The organism is Nocardia sp. NPDC058518 (assembly GCF_042719655.1).
Lineage (GTDB): Bacteria > Actinomycetota > Actinomycetes > Mycobacteriales > Mycobacteriaceae > Nocardia.
Window position 1 is genome coordinate 260,296 of record NZ_JBHXNJ010000007.1, and the last position, 16,129, is coordinate 276,424.

15 protein-coding genes are annotated in these 16,129 nt (G+C 68.9%); 6 read left to right on the forward strand and 9 right to left on the reverse strand.

Features of this window, described 5'->3' with window-relative positions; all coding sequences use genetic code 11:
- Positions 1 to 204: 204 nt before the first annotated feature.
- From ACFWPX_RS15890 to thiO, 5 genes are all read right to left on the reverse strand, one after another.
- Positions 205 to 966 (reverse strand): ABC transporter permease, encoded by a 762-nt coding sequence (locus ACFWPX_RS15890; protein WP_378927976.1) that lies wholly within the window; start codon positions 964 to 966, stop codon positions 205 to 207.
- Positions 966 to 1,901, reverse strand: a complete 936-nt coding sequence (locus ACFWPX_RS15895; RefSeq protein WP_378927977.1) for an ABC transporter ATP-binding protein — start codon at positions 1,899 to 1,901, stop codon at positions 966 to 968. The genes ACFWPX_RS15890 and ACFWPX_RS15895 overlap by 1 nt, the downstream gene beginning before the upstream one ends.
- A gap of 85 nt (positions 1,902 to 1,986) precedes the next feature.
- Complete coding sequence (locus ACFWPX_RS15900) at positions 1,987 to 2,745, reverse strand: thiazole synthase (protein WP_378927978.1); 759 nt, start codon at positions 2,743 to 2,745, stop codon at positions 1,987 to 1,989.
- Positions 2,738 to 2,953: a sulfur carrier protein ThiS gene (gene thiS, locus ACFWPX_RS15905; protein ID WP_378633691.1), complete on the reverse strand. Its 216-nt coding sequence runs from the start codon at positions 2,951 to 2,953 to the stop codon at positions 2,738 to 2,740. The genes ACFWPX_RS15900 and thiS overlap by 8 nt, the downstream gene beginning before the upstream one ends.
- Positions 2,950 to 4,041, reverse strand: a complete 1,092-nt coding sequence (gene thiO / locus ACFWPX_RS15910; protein WP_378927979.1) for a glycine oxidase ThiO — start codon at positions 4,039 to 4,041, stop codon at positions 2,950 to 2,952. The genes thiS and thiO overlap by 4 nt, the downstream gene beginning before the upstream one ends.
- Before the next feature lie 212 nt (positions 4,042 to 4,253).
- Here thiO and thiE point away from each other — a divergent pair, with 212 nt between their 5' ends.
- Positions 4,254 to 4,952: a thiamine phosphate synthase gene (gene thiE / locus ACFWPX_RS15915; protein ID WP_378922319.1), complete on the forward strand. Its 699-nt coding sequence runs from the start codon at positions 4,254 to 4,256 to the stop codon at positions 4,950 to 4,952.
- Between the two features lie 25 nt (positions 4,953 to 4,977).
- Here the strand turns inward: thiE and ACFWPX_RS15920 are convergent, their stop codons facing one another.
- A complete protein-coding gene (locus ACFWPX_RS15920; protein ID WP_378927980.1) occupies positions 4,978 to 5,616 on the reverse strand; it encodes an NUDIX domain-containing protein in 639 nt (212 codons plus the stop codon).
- 128 nt (positions 5,617 to 5,744) lie between these two features.
- Between ACFWPX_RS15920 and ACFWPX_RS15925 the strand changes: the two genes are divergently transcribed.
- The 3 genes from ACFWPX_RS15925 to ACFWPX_RS15935 all read left to right on the forward strand — a co-directional run bounded on the left by ACFWPX_RS15925 (position 5,745) and on the right by ACFWPX_RS15935 (position 11,067).
- Positions 5,745 to 7,226 carry a hypothetical protein gene (locus ACFWPX_RS15925; protein WP_378927981.1) on the forward strand — a complete coding sequence of 494 codons (1,482 nt, stop codon included), beginning with the start codon at positions 5,745 to 5,747 and terminating at the stop codon, positions 7,224 to 7,226.
- Complete coding sequence (locus ACFWPX_RS15930) at positions 7,223 to 8,179, forward strand: glutamate ABC transporter substrate-binding protein (protein ID WP_378927982.1); 957 nt, start codon at positions 7,223 to 7,225, stop codon at positions 8,177 to 8,179. Before ACFWPX_RS15925 ends, ACFWPX_RS15930 begins: the two co-directional genes overlap by 4 nt.
- A 575-nt stretch (positions 8,180 to 8,754) precedes the next feature.
- Entirely contained in the window at positions 8,755 to 11,067 is a 2,313-nt protein-coding gene (locus tag ACFWPX_RS15935) for a tetratricopeptide repeat protein (protein WP_378928002.1), read from the forward strand.
- A gap of 4 nt (positions 11,068 to 11,071) precedes the next feature.
- Here ACFWPX_RS15935 and ACFWPX_RS15940 read toward each other — a convergent pair whose 3' ends face one another.
- Positions 11,072 to 12,271 (reverse strand): acetate kinase, encoded by a 1,200-nt coding sequence (locus ACFWPX_RS15940; protein ID WP_378927983.1) that lies wholly within the window; start codon positions 12,269 to 12,271, stop codon positions 11,072 to 11,074.
- Complete coding sequence (pta, locus tag ACFWPX_RS15945) at positions 12,268 to 14,346, reverse strand: phosphate acetyltransferase (protein WP_378922330.1); 2,079 nt, start codon at positions 14,344 to 14,346, stop codon at positions 12,268 to 12,270. Before pta ends, ACFWPX_RS15940 begins: the two co-directional genes overlap by 4 nt.
- Positions 14,347 to 14,473: 127 nt before the next feature.
- Between pta and ACFWPX_RS15950 the strand changes: the two genes are divergently transcribed.
- The gene (locus ACFWPX_RS15950) at positions 14,474 to 14,980 is read left to right on the forward strand and encodes a nitroreductase family deazaflavin-dependent oxidoreductase (RefSeq protein WP_378927984.1); all 507 of its coding nucleotides are present in this window, start codon (positions 14,474 to 14,476) and stop codon (positions 14,978 to 14,980) included.
- A gap of 10 nt (positions 14,981 to 14,990) precedes the next feature.
- Here ACFWPX_RS15950 and ACFWPX_RS15955 read toward each other — a convergent pair whose 3' ends face one another.
- Positions 14,991 to 15,500: a MarR family winged helix-turn-helix transcriptional regulator gene (locus tag ACFWPX_RS15955; protein WP_378927985.1), complete on the reverse strand. Its 510-nt coding sequence runs from the start codon at positions 15,498 to 15,500 to the stop codon at positions 14,991 to 14,993.
- A gap of 94 nt (positions 15,501 to 15,594) precedes the next feature.
- Here ACFWPX_RS15955 and ACFWPX_RS15960 point away from each other — a divergent pair, with 94 nt between their 5' ends.
- A complete protein-coding gene (locus ACFWPX_RS15960; protein ID WP_378922336.1) occupies positions 15,595 to 16,017 on the forward strand; it encodes a Rid family hydrolase in 423 nt (140 codons plus the stop codon).
- Positions 16,018 to 16,129 lie beyond the last annotated feature (112 nt).

Consider the following 16,129-nt stretch of genomic DNA (forward strand, 5'->3'; position numbering starts at 1 on the left):
CCCCAGTCTCCGCCATCCCCACACACCTATACTCATCCCCACCCCGCCCCCGAGGGGGGGAGCGGGTCCCGCGGCCCCCCCCCCCGGCGGTCCTACCTTCGAGCCACCGGGCAGCGGAGGCCCGAAGGTCGGGTCGCACGACCTCCCGACAAGGTCGCGGCCCTCGCGTCCCGGGCCATTACGAGGGCGGCCCGGGCTGGATTGTCAGGCGTCTCGGCGGTTGACCAGCACGAGCGCCCCGGCGAACACGATCGCCACGAAGACGGCGAAGTAGATCAGGCTGCCCCACACGCCCCAGTGCCAGTCGCCTGCGACGGGTTGGTCGCTCAGGAAGCGGTTCACGTTCGCGAAGGGCAGGAAGGGGGTGACGGTGCGGCCGAAGCTGCCGAACGCGCCGAGGAGGGTCTCGATCAGCAGCGGCCACAGGATCAGCAGCGAGATCGCGGCGGCCGACTGACGCACCAGCACACCGACCGCGACGGCGAGCACCACGCACAGGACGGCGTAGATCGGCAGGCCGTAGATCGCCCGCCAGTTGCCGTCGAGCACCAGGCCCGGCGCCCGATCACCGCTGATCGCCTTCGCCACGACGAACGCGATCAGTCCGAGGACACCGGTGAGCACGGCCGAGTAGGCACCGACCAGTGCGACCTTGGACAGGATGACCTTGGACCGGTTCGGAACCGCCAGGAAACTCGAGCGGATGACACCGAACCGGTATTCGCTGGTCACCGTCAACGCGGCCATGATCATCAAGACCATCACGCCGAACCCGGTGATACCCGAGACAGCCATGCTCGGGGTGAGCGGCGGCGCGCCCTCGCCCGAATCGCCGGTGGTGTCGGCATTGAGGACCAGCGCCATCAGCACGGCGAATCCGATGCCGAGCACGACCACGGCCGCCGAGCACCACCAGGGTGACCGGGTCGAGGTGAGTTTGATTCGTTCCGCAGCGAGCACGCCCATCAGAGCGCACCTCCCATCACCTGGTGGTCGAAGCTTTCACCGTGGTACTCCACGGCGCCGCCGGTCATCCGCATGAACGCTTCCTCGAGCGAGGCCGACTGCGGTGCCAGCTCGTAGAGCGTGACGTTGTTCGTGCCCGCCACCTTGCCGACCTCGTCGGAGGTGACGCCCGCGATGATCAGCGCGGCGTCGCCGTCTTCCTTCACGGTCATGCCGTGTGAGGTGAGCAGGCTGCGCAGCTGATCGAGCTGCGGGCTGCGCACGCGCACCGACTGCTCGGAGGCGCGGTCGATGAACTCCTGGGTGGAGCCGTCGAACATCAGCTGACCACGGCCGATGACGATGAGCTGCTCGGCGGTCTGGGCCATTTCCGAGAGCAGGTGGCTCGAGACGAGCACCGTGCGCCCCTCGGCGGCCAGGCGCTGCATGAACCGGCGGATCCACAGGATGCCCTCCGGGTCGAGGCCGTTGACCGGCTCGTCGAACAGCAGCACCTTCGGGTCACCGAGCAGCGCGCCCGCCAGGCCGAGGCGCTGGGACATGCCGAGCGAGAAACCGCCAGCGTTCTTGCCCGCCACCTCGGACAGGCCGACCAGGCGCAGTACCTCTTCCACCCGCGACTTGGGGATGTCGTTGGCAGCGGCCAGCCACTCCAGGTGGGCGCGCGCCGAGCGGTTCGGATGCACCCACTTGGCATCCAGCAGCGCACCGACCTGCGTGAGCGGGCGCTCCAGCTCCTGGTAATGCTTGCCGTCGATGAGCGCGCTGCCCGCCGTCGGCTTGTCCAACCCGAGGATCATCCGCATGGTTGTCGATTTACCAGCACCGTTGGGTCCGAGGAACCCGGTCACCAGTCCAGGCTGGACGGTGAACGTGAGGTCCTGCACCGCGACGGTCTGGCCGAATTGCTTCGTCAGGCCCTTCAGCTCGATCATGGGCCCTAGCTTGCCTGACAACCACCGTGACGCGCGTCGCCGAGAAGTAGCGAGTCGGGTCATCCTCGAGGATGACCTTCGACCCCTAGACGGATGGGGAAGAAGCCTGAGCCCAGAAACGCTTGGGGATCCGGCCCGCTTGCCTGGCGAGATAGCCCGCCCGGACGGCCGCCGACATCGCCGATGCCATGAGTTCGGGTTCTTTCGCCCTGGTCACGGCGGTGGCGAGCAGGACTGCCGAGCAGCCGAGTTCCATGGCGAGGGCGGCGTCGCTCGCGGTGCCGATGCCCGCGTCGAGGATGACGGGGACGCCCGCGGCGGCGACGATCATCTCGATGTTGTGGGGGTTGCCGATGCCGAGACCGGTGCCGATCGGGGAGCCGAGCGGCATCACAGCGGCGCAGCCTGCTTCTTCGAGGCGGCGGGCGAGGATGGGGTCGTCGGTGGTGTACGGGAGGACCACGAAACCGTCGTCGACGAGCTTTTCGGCGGCGTCGAGGAGTTCGAAGGGGTCGGGCAGCAGGGTGCGGTCGTCGGCGACCACCTCGAGCTTGACCCAGTTGGTGTCGAGGGCCTCGCGGGCCAGCTGGGCGGTGAGCACGGCTTCGGCGGCGGTGCGACACCCCGCGGTGTTGGGCAGCAGGGTGATGTCGAGGCGCTTGAGCAGGTCGAGGACGCCGGTGCCGCCCGCGGCGTCCACGCGGCGCATCGCGACGGTGGTGAGCTCGGTGCCCGACGCGATCAGGGCCTGTTCGAGAACGGCGAGGTTCTCGGCGCCGCCGGTGCCCATGATCAAGCGGGAGCCGAACTCCTTGTCGGCGATGCGCAACGGCGACTCAGCCACCCTGCACCGCCGTGAGCACCTCGATGGTCCAGCCGCGGCCGACCGGTTCGTCCCAGCGGGATTTCGAGAAGACCGCGCCATCGACCGCCAATGCCACACCCTGGCAGGGCAATTCGAGCTTGGTCAGCAGTTCGCGGACGCTGAGCGGCTCGGGGAACTCGTGGTCGACACCGTTGACGGTGACGCCGATCGGGATGGTCGAGGTCATCGAACTCCTCCTTGCGACAGAGATGACATCTGGGATGCCGGAAAACGTTGGGGTGAAGCGGCTTCGACGACGGCGGGTGTCGCACCGTCGAGCAGCGCGGGCACGACCGCCGCGGTGAGCGCCAGGGTGAGCATGCCGTTGCGGCCGTGACCCGTGGCGGCGATGACCCGGTCGTCGAGGTGGCCGAGCAGTGGAAGGTTGTCGGGGGTTCCCGGCCGCGAACCCGCATTCGCTTCGGCCAGTTCGTATTCGGCGATGCCGGGCAGGATGGCTTCGGCGTCGGCGATCAGGTCACGGACTCCACCGACGGTGACGGTGGTGTCGAAGCCCGCTTCGTATTGTGTTGCACCGACGACGATTCCGTCTTCGCGGGGAACCAGGTAGACCTGCCTGCCGTGAACTCGGGCGCGGATCACCCTGGTCGGCGCCGGACCGACGCCGGGCCTGCGACGCAGCCGGAGGATCTCGCCCTTCACCGGGCGCACCGGCAGGCCCGGCCAGAGCTCGGCGGAGCGGGCACCCGCCGCGAGAACGACCCGGTCATGCGGTAGATCATCCAGCGCGGCAACGGATTCGGCGCGGATCTCGACACCCGCCGCGGTGCAGGCGGACTGGAGAGCACGCAGTACACGCCGGTTGTCGATGGCGGGTTCGGTTTTCGCGTGCAGGCCCGCGCGGACGGTGCGCGCGAGCGCGGGTTCCAGTGCGCGGACTCCCGCACGGTCGAGCACTCGCAGGTCGTGGCCGAAACCGGCCAGCCAGTCCGAGACGGTGCGCAGGTCGGTGGCATCGGCGCCGTCGAGCGCGACGGTGAGCGTCTCATCGGCCACGACCATCGACTCGCCCGAAATTTCCCGCAGGCTGTCCGCGAAGGCGGGCCACTCCGCCAGCGCGGCCGCTCCGAAAGCGAGCACGCGATCCTCGCCGGGCCAGCCTTCCGAGAGCGGCGCGAGCATGCCACCGGCCACGTAGGAGGCACCGCGGGCGGGTTCGGGGTCATAGACCGTGACAGTCCAGCCAGCCTCGGCAGCCCGCCATGCGACGGCAAGTCCGACGGCGCCGCCGCCAACGACCGCCAGAGTCCGCATCACGTTCCTACCTGTCTGTGTTCCTGGCGGCTGGTGCCGCGGGTTTTCGGCCTCGTAACCTCGATCTTCCCTCCCTGCGGGCACTCCTTCGTCGCACCCTCCGGTCAGTCCAGATCGAGGCGGCCGAAAACCTGATTTCCGCCCAGGTCGATGCCCCGGGTTCGATGCCGCGGCGTTCGCACTTCAACGGTAGCGCGACTACCGTCTTCACTGTGCAGCCCTCCCATTCGAACCGTTCCATCCCGCCACGGGAGCGCCTGTCGGGTGCACTGCTGTATCTGTGCACCGATGCGCGTCGGGAAAAGGGCGATCTCGCCCGATTCGTCGATGCCGCGCTCGCGGGCGGGGTCGATATCGTGCAGCTCAGGGACAAGGGGTCGCCCGGCGAAGCCGAATTCGGGCCGCTCGAGGCCAAGGCCGAGCTGGGCGCGCTAGCCGAGATCAAGGCCGCGACCCGCCGCCACGGCGCATTGCTCGCGGTGAACGACCGCGCCGACATCGCCCTGGCCGCGGGCGCGGACGTGCTGCACCTCGGCCAGGGCGACCTGCCGCCCGCCTACGCACGACGCGTCGTCGGCCCCGATGTGGTGATCGGCCGCTCCACCCACAACCGCAACCAGGCGGGCCTCGCCGCCATCGACGGCCACCTCGACTACTTCTGCACCGGCCCGATCTGGACCACGCCGACCAAGCCCGGCCGCCAAGCCGCGGGCGTCGACTTCATCCGCTCGACCGCCGATTCCCATCCCACGCTCCCCTGGTTCGCCATCGGCGGCGTCGACGCGCAGCGACTCCCGGAGGTGCTGGCCGCCGGTGCCCGCCGCGTTGTCGTCGTCCGGGCGATCACCGAAGCCGCTGATCCAGAAGCCGCCGCCCGCGCACTCAAGCAAGCACTTCTCGCCGCTGCCTGAGATCGGCGCACAGTGCCGGACCGGCTCAGGCGAGTACGTCCGCCCTGGTGAGAGCCGGGCCCTGGGCCGGCTGGCCGTCGAGGAAGACCTCGATACCGGGTCCGTCGACCCGCGTATGCAGCCAGAAGAACCCCTGGTCAGGCAGTTCGACTGTGCGAGGAAGCGCATCCGCGAGTTCGGCATCGGCCTCGAGCCGGACGCGCAACGGCACCGCACGCAGTTCGATCCAGGCGGTGGCGAAGCCGGGGTGCAGCGGTAGGTCGGCGACCTCGTCTTCGGGGACCCAGGCCAGTTCGGCGCTTTCCTTGTTGGCGACCGTGGGGAGCTGGCTCTCGGCATCGGCGATGACGGTGATGTAGGTCCAGCCGCTCGGGGCGGTCATCGTCAAGCGTTCGGCGCGTACCCGGAGCAGGTCGGCGGTGATGCCCGCTTCCTCCTCGGCCTCCCTGACGGCCGCGTGCTCGGGTGACTCGTGCGAATCGCGAGCTCCACCGGGCAGCGCCCAGGTACCGCCCTGATGACTCCACGGCGCCCGGTGCTGTAACAGCACCGCCGACCCGCCACCGGGCAACGGTGCACGCAGCAGTAGTCCCGCCGCACCGAATTTGCCCCAGTGCTTGACCCCGTCAGGGCTCTTGTACCAGCCGTCTCCATCGCCGCGCATCCCATACTCTTTCCTCCGAGCAGCCGAACAGCAACCGCTTCGGGGGTATGTGAGGGGCTGCGCTACCCGTAGGACAACAATAAACTCCGCATCAGTAGTGGTGCACGGACAGCACCGGGAGGTGAACGATGGTCGAACCGGGGAATCGCAATGCCTCGACTGAGGTGGCGGCCGTCCGCGTTCGCCCGTCATCGCAGGCCGAGACGGGTGCGGAGCACTCCGAGACGGCCGGGGCCGCGCCGGTGACACCACGCTGGGCGCCGTTGCGACGACCGGCCGCGCCCGTCGACCGGCCACCCGCGCCCGACGTCAGAGCATTGCGCGCGCAGTTCCAACCTGCCCGCTTGCGCAGTTTCGCGCACTCCTCGCCGGGGCGGCTCCTTGCCGCCGGACTGGTCCTGATGGTGCTGTGCGTGACCGCGGGCGCGGTGACTTCGTCGACCGTGAGTGAGCGTCAGCAAGCTCTCGGCGTCTTGCTCGACGACACCGAACCCGACGCGCATTCGGCCAACCACCTCTACACCTCGCTCTCGATCGCCGACGCCGCCGCGGGCACCGCGTTCATCGCGGGCGGACTCGAACCCCAGGCGGTGCGCGACCGCTATACCCAGGCCATCGGCGAAGCCGCCGCCGAGCTGGTGACCCAGGCCGGTCACATCTCCGAGGAGGAGGCGGCCGACCCGTCGGGCGCCGATCGTCGCCTGCGGACCGGCATCGCGACGGGCCTGCCCGTCTACAGCGGGCTGATCGAGACCGCGCGGGTGAACAATCGCAGCGGCTATCCCGTCGGCGCGGCGTATCTGAGCGAGGCATCCCATCAGATGCAAACCGCGCTGCTGCCGATGGCCGAGGAGCTCGAAGACCATCGCTTCGACGCGGTCACCGCCGCGCAGTACCGGCACGTGCAGCCACCGTGGACGGCGATCGCGCTGCTGGTGGTGGCACTCGGCGCGCTGATCTGGGTGCAGGTCGAGCTGGCGCGGCGCTCGCGCCGGTTCTTCAATATGGGCCTGCTGATCGGCACCGGCGCGCTGGCACTGACGCTGATCTGGACGGTGGCGGCCGGTTCGGTCTCCGCGGTGGCGATGATCCGCTGCCGGGATGAGGGAGCGGTGCCGTCGGCGCGGTTGGCCGAGAGCCGAATCCTGGTGCAGCAGGCCCGATCAGCGGAAATGGTGAAGCTGGTGCGCCGCGACGCGACCGGCGACTACGACCGCACTTTCGATACCAATGCCGCCCGGCTCACCGAACTGCTCGCCGGTTATCCCGAGGACGCCCCCGCACGCGACGAAGTAGCGCACGCGCGCGCCGCGCTGACCCGCTGGCAGTCGGCCCATCAGCGGATGAACGACACACTCGAGCGTGGCGATTTCATGGGCGCGGCCACCGTGGCCACCGGGCCGAGCGCCGCCGATTCGGCCGCCCAGGTCGAGGCACTCGACCGAGCACTGGACAAGGCGGGCGCGGTGACACGGGACACCCTGCGTGCCAAGGTCTCTCAAGCGACAGACGTGCTTTCCTTCCTCGCTCCCGGCGCGTTCGTGCTCGGGATCGCGGCTGCGGCGTGCGTCGCGCTCGGGTTGTGGCCGCGACTGCGGGAGTACCGGTGAGACATGGACGCGTCCTCGCGGCGCTGATGCTGGTCGGGCTGCTCGCCGGCTGTTCCGACAGCACACCCGCGCCCGCTGAGCGTGGCGTCTATTCCGAACCGCCGCTGCCCGCCAAGGCCATTCCGATCGGCACCGACACCCCCGTGCCGACCACCGGCGGCGAGCAGTGCGGCGATCCGACCGCGAGTCTGCGGCCGAGCACCGCCGCCGGTCCGACGATCGATGCCATTCGGGCGCGCGGCAGGCTCGTCGTCGGACTCGACGCGGGCAGCAATCTGTTCAGCTTCCGCGATCCGCTCAGCGGTCGCATCGTCGGCTTCGACGCCGACATCGCCCGCGAGATCGCCCGTGACCTGCTCGGTAACCCCGATCTGATCGAATACCGCAGTCTCGCTTCGGAAGAGCGCGAGCGGGCACTGCAGGATCACACCGTCGACCTGATCGCGAAGACGATGACGATCACCTGCGAACGACGTAAGCGGGTGGCGTTCTCGACGGTGTATCTGCGGGCCGATCAGCGGGTGCTCGCGGTGAAGGGTTCCGGCATCGACGGCCTCGCCGATCTGGCGGGCAAGCGCGTGTGCGTGGTGCGCGGCACCACTTCGCTCGATCACATCCGCCGCGACCAACCGGCCGCCACGATCCTGACGGTGCCGACCTGGGCCGACTGCCTGGTGGTCCTGCAACAACGCCAGGTCGACGCGGTGAGCACCGACGACTCGATCCTGGCGGGTCTGGCCGCCCAGGACCCCTACACCGAGGTGGTCGGCGGCAGTATCAGCGCCGAACCGTACGGCATCGGCATCCCGAAGGGCGACGACGACCTGGTGCGTTTCGTCAACGCCACCCTGGACCGTATCCGCAACGACGGCACCTGGACCCGTATCCACCACCGCTGGCTCGCGACCCTCGGCGAGACACCGAGCCCACCCGCACCGAAGTACCAGGACTGACGGCCATGAGCACGAACTCGACCAGTGATGAACCAGGGCAACATGATTCGGCCCCGGAGAACCATTCACCCGCCGAATCGCCCTCGCACACCCGAGCGCGGCACGACCCCGACCCGGTACCTGCCGAATCGACACCCCATGCCGCTGCGGCGGATGACCAGGAACGGCGCGAGCCGACCCAGCTGACCCAGCGCCACCGTCCTGGCACGTTGCCCGGCGGGTGGACGCTGCCCGGCGACGACGAGACGCGGCCACTGCCCAAACTCACCGCCGAGGCGGCCGCTGAGTTCGCCAGGAAGCAAGAGAGCAGTCGCGACCAGACCCCGGCGACCGACGCCACCCGGCGCGCAGACGCGTCCGGCGCCGTCCAGCGAGACGACGCTCCCCCTGCCGACTTCGAAGCCTCGCAGGAACATCTCGCTACGCAGCGCGCGAGCCGACCCGTGCCGGCGGCACAAGAGTCCGCCGCGCCTGTCCCGACCGAAGCGACGCAACGCGCCCCCGAGGCCACATCGAACGCGGCAGCCGAGGCAGCCCAGCGCACCCGCGAGACCGCGCCCTACGCGGCCACCGAAATGGCACATCGCCCTGCCGAAACCCCGCCCTACGCGGCAACTGAGGCGGCCCAGCGGGTTCCGGCGAACGCCCCACACGCGGCGACCGAGGCAGCCCAGCGCGACGAGTGGCCCAGCGCACGGGAGACGTCCGAATCGTGGCCGTCCGCACCACAGACCGGGGTGAGTACCGCGCGGTCGGGGCGCAGTGTGCGGACCGCGCGGTCGCGGCCGACACGACGGCTCGGCGCCGGGCTGGTGCCGATTCCGACGGTGACCCCGGCCGACCCGCGTGATGCCGTGCTGGCGGATCCGATGGTCTCGGAAGGCAGGCGGTTCTGCTGGCGCTGTGGCAATCCGGTCGGGCGCTCCACGTCGGCGCGGGCCGCGTCGACCAGCGGGGAATGCGAAACCTGCGGGGCTGCTTACGATTTCCGGCCCTCACTGCACGAGGGCGATATGGTCGCCGGGCAGTACGAGATCCAGGGCTGCATCGCGCACGGCGGACTCGGCTGGATCTACCTGGCCATCGACCGCAATGTGAGCGATCGCTGGGTGGTGCTCAAGGGGCTGTTGCACGCGGGTGACGCGGAGGCGCAGGCCGTCGCGGTGGCCGAGCGGCAATTCCTGGCCGAGGTGGCGCATCCGAGCATCGTCAAGATCCACAACTTCGTCGAGCACACCGCGGGTGACGGGTCCATCGGCTACATCGTGATGGAGTACGTGGGCGGGCACTCGCTGCGTGACATTCTCGATGCCCGGCCGCGCGGCGAGCAGATGCCGCTGGCCGAGGCCATCGCCTATGTGCTGGAAATCCTGCCCGCGCTGGAACATCTGCATTCGATCGGTCTCACCTACAACGACCTCAAGCCCGACAATGTGATGGTCACCGAGGATCAGGTGAAGCTGATCGACCTCGGCGCGGTCGCCACCATCGACGCCTACGGAAACCTGTACGGCACCAAGGGTTTCCAGGCTCCGGAGATCGCCAGAACCGGCCCGACGCCCGCCTCCGATGTCTACACCGTCGGCCGGACGATCGCCGCGCTCACACTGGCACTGCCCAGCGAGCACGGCCGCTACCTCGACGGCATCCCCGACCCCGCCGACGAACCGCTGCTCGCCCGCTACGAGTTCTTCCACCGATTCCTGCTCACCGCCACCGATCCCGATCCGGCACATCGTTTTCCGTCGGCGCGGGCGATGTCGGCGCAGCTGGCGGGTGTGCTGCGCGAGATCCTCGCCTACGACACCGGCACCGAACATCCACAGCTGTCCACAGTGTTCAGTCCACAGCGCACCAGCTTCGGCACCGAGGAACTGATCAGCCAGACCGACGCCTATCTCGACGGTGTCGGCCGCTCACCGCTGCTCGATTCCCGCGATGTGGTTGCCGCACTACCGATTCCGCTGATCGACCCCGCCGACCCGTCGGCGCCGCTGCTGGCCGCGACCGCCAACCCCGAACCCGAGCGAGTGCTCGAGGCGCTGCACGACTCACGCGAGCGGGCCGAAGCAGACCCCGACAACGCGCCCGAAACCCTGGCGGGCGAATTGCTCTTCGCCGAGGCGCGGGCGCGGCTGGAACTGGGCGAGTCGGCGGCGGTACTGCACATGCTCGACCGGGTGCCCAACGAATCCGATTGGCGCACGGACTGGTTCACCGGTCAGGCGCATCTGCTCGAACTCGACTACGAGGCCGCCTTCGCGTCGTTCGAGGCGGTGCTGCGGGTGCTGCCGGGTGAGATCGCGCCCAAGCTGGCGCTGGCCGCCACCGCGGAACTCATTCTGCAACACTGGGATTCCGATGCACCCGAACAGTGGCGCAGCTTCGCCGAACGCTATTACGACACCGTGTGGCGCACCGACCGGGCCGTGGTGAGCGCGGCATTCGGCCTGGCCAGGCAGCTGGCGGTGGCGGGGCGAGTCGGCGAAGCGGTGCACGCGCTCGATGACGTGCCCGCCGCGTCCCGCCACTTCACCACCGCCCAGACCACGGCGATCCTGCTGCTGCTCACCAGCTCCCCCGTCACCGACCTCGACGAACAGACCCTGCGCCTGGCTGCCTCGCGCGCCCAGTCCATCGCCCCCGGCGAGCACCGGGCCACCCTCATGCGCACCCTGGTCCAGGGCACAGCGTTGGCCTGGCTACAGGCCGGAAACACGCCGAAGCGCAAGGACGCCAAGCTGTTCGGGCGAAGCTTCACCGAGCGCGAACTGCGCGACGGCACCGAATCGGGCCTGCGCTCCCTGGCCCGCAACGCACCGGGCCGCGCCCACCGCTACGCGCTGGTCGACCTGGCCAACTCGCTGCGCCCCAAATCCTGGTTCTGAGGACTCAGTGCGCGCCGACCAGTTGGTGGGCCGCGCGGGCGATGGCCAGTTCTTCGTTGGTCGGTACCACCAGCACCGTCACCGGGGCGAAGTCCGGCGAAATGCGGCGGATGCCAGGGGCTCTCGTCTCGTTGCGGGTCGGGTCGACTTCGATGCCGAACGCCTGTAGTCCGGCCAGCGCGTCTGCGCGCACCGCCGCGCTGTTCTCACCCACACCGGCGGTGAAGATGATGTCGTCGACGGTGCCGAGTTCCACCAGGTAGGCACCGAGGTAGCGGCGCAGGCGGTGGATGTAGACGTCGTAGGCGAGCTTCGCCTGGGCGTCGCCCTTGTCGATGAGCTGCTGCAATTCACGGAAGTCGTTGAGCCCGCTCATGCCTTTGATGCCGGAACTGCGGTTGAGCAGTTGCTCCACCTGGCTCACATCCAGATCGGCCGCCCGCATGAGATACGGCGTGACGCCGGGATCCAGATCGCCAGGCCTGGTCCCCATCACCAGCCCTTCGAGCGGGGTCATACCCATGGTGGTGTCGATCGCGACACCCCCTTGGATCGACGAAGCCGACGCGCCGTTGCCGAGGTGGAAGACGATCTGGTTCAGCTCTTCGGTCGGCCTACCCAGGAATTCCGCGGCCTTCTCCGACACGTACTGGTGCGAGGTGCCGTGGAAGCCGTACTTGCGAATTCCGTGGGCCGCGGCGAGTTTCGCGTCGATCGCATAGGTCTTGGCGGCGTCGGGCATGGTGTGGAAGAACGCCGTGTCGAAGACCGCGACCTGGGGAATGCCGGGCAGCAGCTCTCGGGTCGACTCGATGCCGACCACATTGGCGGGATTGTGCAAAGGCGCGAGCACCGACAGTTTGTCGATGGCGTGCAGCACGTCGTCGGTGATCAGAGTCGGCTCCCAGAACACCTCGCCGCCGTGGACCACCCGGTGCCCGACCGCGCCGATGCCGATCGTGGTCAGGTCGAGGCCGGTTTCGCGCAACATCTCGAACGCCCGCAGCAGACCGGCTTTGTGATCGGGTATCGCCCCGTCGTACTCGAGTTTGACCGGGCCCGCCTCGTGCACGATCCGCCCACCGTGCGTCTCACCGATCTTCTCGACCAGCCCGGATGCCAGTACCTGCGCCGAGACAGCGTGCAGCAGTTGATATTTGATGGAGGAGGAGCCGCTGTTCAGCACCAGCACCAGGTCGCTCACTTGCCATCTCCCTGAGCCTGGATGGCGGTGATCGCCACCGTGTTGACGATGTCGGCGACCAGCGCGCCGCGCGAAAGATCGTTCACCGGTTTGCGCAGCCCCTGCAGCACCGGACCGATCGCGACCGCGCCCGCGCTGCGCTGTACCGCCTTGTAGGTGTTGTTGCCGGTATTGAGGTCGGGGAAGACGAAAACCGTTGCCTTGCCCGCCACTTCGGAATCGGGCAGCTTGGCAGTGGCGACGGAGGGCTCGATCGCCGCGTCGTACTGGATCGGGCCTTCCACCGGCAGGTCCGGCGTGCGTTCACGCACGAGTTCGGTGGCCGCGCGAACCTTGTCGACATCGGCGCCGGTGCCGGACGCGCCGGTCGAGTACGACAGCATCGCCACCCGAGGGTCGATGCCGAACCGGGCCGCCGTGCCCGCCGAGGACACCGCGATATCGGCCAGCTGCTCGGAAGTGGGATCGGGGACCACCGCGCAATCGCCATAGGCGAGAACACGATCGGCCAAGCACATCAGGAACACACTCGACACCGTGGAGACGCCGGGCACCGTCTTGATGATCTCGAACGAGGGCCGGATCGTGTGCGCGGTGGTGTGCGCGGCGCCGGAGACCATGCCGTCGGCGATCCCCTTGTAGACCATCATGGTGCCGAAATACGAGATGTCGGCCATGGTTTCGCGCGCACGCTCGAGCGTCATGCCCTTGTGCTTGCGCAGTTCGGTGTATTCGGCGGCGAATTCGTCGAGATAGCCGGAGGTGCGTGGGTCCATCACCTGGGCGGCGGCGATATCGACACCCAGCTCGGCGGCGCGCGCCCGCAGCGAGGTCTCGTCGCCGAGGATGGTGAGGTCGGCGATCTTGCGCTGCAGCACCCGTCCGGCCGCGCGCAGGATGCGGTCGTCGTCGCCCTCGGGCAGCACGATGCGTTTGCGATCGGCGCGGGCGCGTTCGATCAGCCGGTATTCGAACATCTGCGGTGTCACCACCGCCGAGGACGGAACCTGGATGCGCCGCAACAGTTCCGGTGCGTCGACCCGCTGTTCCATGAGCGCGAGCGCGGTGTCGACCTTGCCCGGACTGCCCGCCCACATGCGGCCTCGGGTGCCGTGCACGGCGCTGGCGGTGTCGTAGGTGCCCAGCTCGGTGGCCAGGATCGGCAGCCTGGGGTGCAGGCCCTCCATCAGGCGCGCGATCGCCGGATGCGGGCGAAGGCCACCGTTCATGATCACGCCCGCCAGCGACGGGAAGCCTTCTGCCTCATGGGCATTCACCAGGCTGAGCAGCACATCGGAGCGGTCGCCCGGCGCGATCACCACCACACCGTCGGAGAGTCGCTCCAGAATGTGTTCGGCGGTCATGCCGCCGACCATGATGCGCAACGCCTCGCGCTGCAGCAATTCCGGATCGCCACTGTAGATTTCGCCGTCGATCGCCTCGCACAGCTCGCCCATGGTCGGGGCCATCAGCAGCGGCACTTCGGGCAGCGTCCAGGACGGCACATCGAAACCGGCCAGGGTGGTGGCGATTTCGTCGAGCTCCTCGGGTGCGCAGCGATTGGCCACGATCGCGACCAGATGAGCGTGCTCGGCGGTGAGCTCGGTGGCACACAGTTCGACCAGCTGCTTGACCTCGCCGGGCGTGCGGTCCGCGCCGCGAACGACCAGCAGTACCGGCGCGCCGAGGTTCACCGCGATGCGGGCGTTGAAGCGCAGCTCGCTCGGGCTGGCGACGTCGGTGTAGTCGCTGCCGACGATCACCACCGCGTCACAGGCCTTGGCGACGTCATGGAAACGCATCACGATGTCGCTGATCGCGGCGGTGGGATCGCGGTGCACGTCCTCGTAGGTGACGCCGATGGCCTGTTCGTAGCTGATATCGGCGGTGCTGTGCTCGAGCAGCAGTTCGAGGATGTAGTCGGGTTCATCGGTGGAGCGGGTGATCGGACGGAACACCCCGACGCGTGCGGTGGTCGCGCACAGCATGCCGAGGACACCCAGTGCCACCGTAGATTTTCCGGTGTCACCCTCGGGTGAGGCGATGTACACGGTGGACGGCGCTTGTTCGACCATGCTCGCGAGCTTAGTGAATCGTCGGCGATTCAGGGGTTCGGTGGGGTCCGATCGGTCGCCTTATAGTCCGCCCAAATGACACTCGGTCCCCGGATCGGGGTCCGATCTGTCGGGCTATAGTCCGCCCATGACAACGCAGTTCCCGGATCGGCAGTGGGGTTCGCGCACCAATCCCCTGTCCCGCGCAGCCAACCGTTTCGCCGCGACCAAGCCGGGTTCCTGGCTGATCCGCACGATCACCCCGCTCGACCGTGCCCTGCTCGAACGCACCGACGCCAAGTACACCGTGCTCGGCCCGATCGGCGCCCCGGTCATCCTGCTCACCACCACCGGCCGCAAGTCCGGCGCCGCGCGCACCCAGCCGCTGCTCTACGTCCACGACGGCGACACTCTCTACGTGGTCGGTTCCAATTTCGGCCAGGATCACCACCCGGCGTGGACCGGCAACCTGCTCGCCGAGCCGTCGGCCACCGTCGCCATCGCGGGCGAGCGCATCCCGGTCACCGCCACCCCGATCCCCGACGCGGACAAGGACGCGATCTTCGCCCGCTTCGTCGAGATCACCGGCGCCTACGCCGCCTACCGCGACCGCACCACCCGCGACCTGCGCATGTTCGCCCTGCGCCGGGCATAGACGGCCGGGTTCAGGCCAGATCGGCGGGGCGGACGCGGAGCTTGGCGGCGATCCGGGCCAGCGCTCGTCCGTCGGCGGCGCTCACCTGGTCGAGGAAGCATTCGCGGACCGCGCGCACATGGGTCGGCGCGGCCGCCACAACCGTCGCGAACCCGGAGTCGGTGAGCGACGCGACCGTGTACCGACCGTCGTCGGGGTCGGGCGCTCGGGTGACCCAGCCTCGCTGCTCGAAGCGCTTGACGACATTCGAGAGCCGGGACAGGGAACCGTTAGCCAGGAAGGCCAGTTCGCTCATCCGGATCCGCCGCTCAGGAGCCTCGGACAGGTGGCTGAGCACGAGGTACTCGAAGAGCGTCAGCCCGGCCTCGGCGTGCAGCGGCGCCTCCAGGCGGCCCGGCAGCAGCAGGATCAGGGAGACCAGCCCGGTCCAGGCCTCCTTCTCCTCCGGGTTCAGCCAGGCCGGCGCCGCTGGCTCGGCGCCCACGTCCACGCCGTCGGGTTCTGGGGTCGCCGCAGTCATTGCGACATCATAGCGGCGTCAATTGAGTTCACACGTGAAGTGATGCCGTGCTAGGTTGACTTCACACATGAAGTCAATCGAAAGGTACGCGCCGATGAGCACCGCCACCTTCACCAGCACCCCCGGGTACGGCCAGACCCTCTTCGACCTGCTCCACTACCGACAGGCGGTCCGTGTCGGAGACCGGGTCGATATCTCGGGGCAGGGCGGCTGGGACGACGACATCACCTTCCCCGAGTCGCTCGAGGACGAGATCGTCCAGGCCTTCGAGAACGTCGAGCGGACTCTCGCGACAGTGGGCGCGACCTGGACCGACGTCATCGCCGTTGACAGCTACCACATCCCCGCGGCCGAGGACACAATCGGCGACGAACACAACCGGGTCATGGTCGAGCAGTTCCGCGCGCGAATGGGTGACCGGGCGCCCATCTGGACCCAGATCGGCGTCGCCGCCCTCGGTGCGCCCGGCATGCGCGTCGAGATTCGCGTCACCGCGCTCGTGGGCCACGAAGACTGACCGGCTCACCTCGGACGCGGTCGGGGGGGGGGCGGGGGGCGGGGCGGCGCGGCGGGCGCCGCGGGCGCGCGCGCAGACGCGCCGCGGCCGGCGGCCGCCGGCGCGCTGTGCG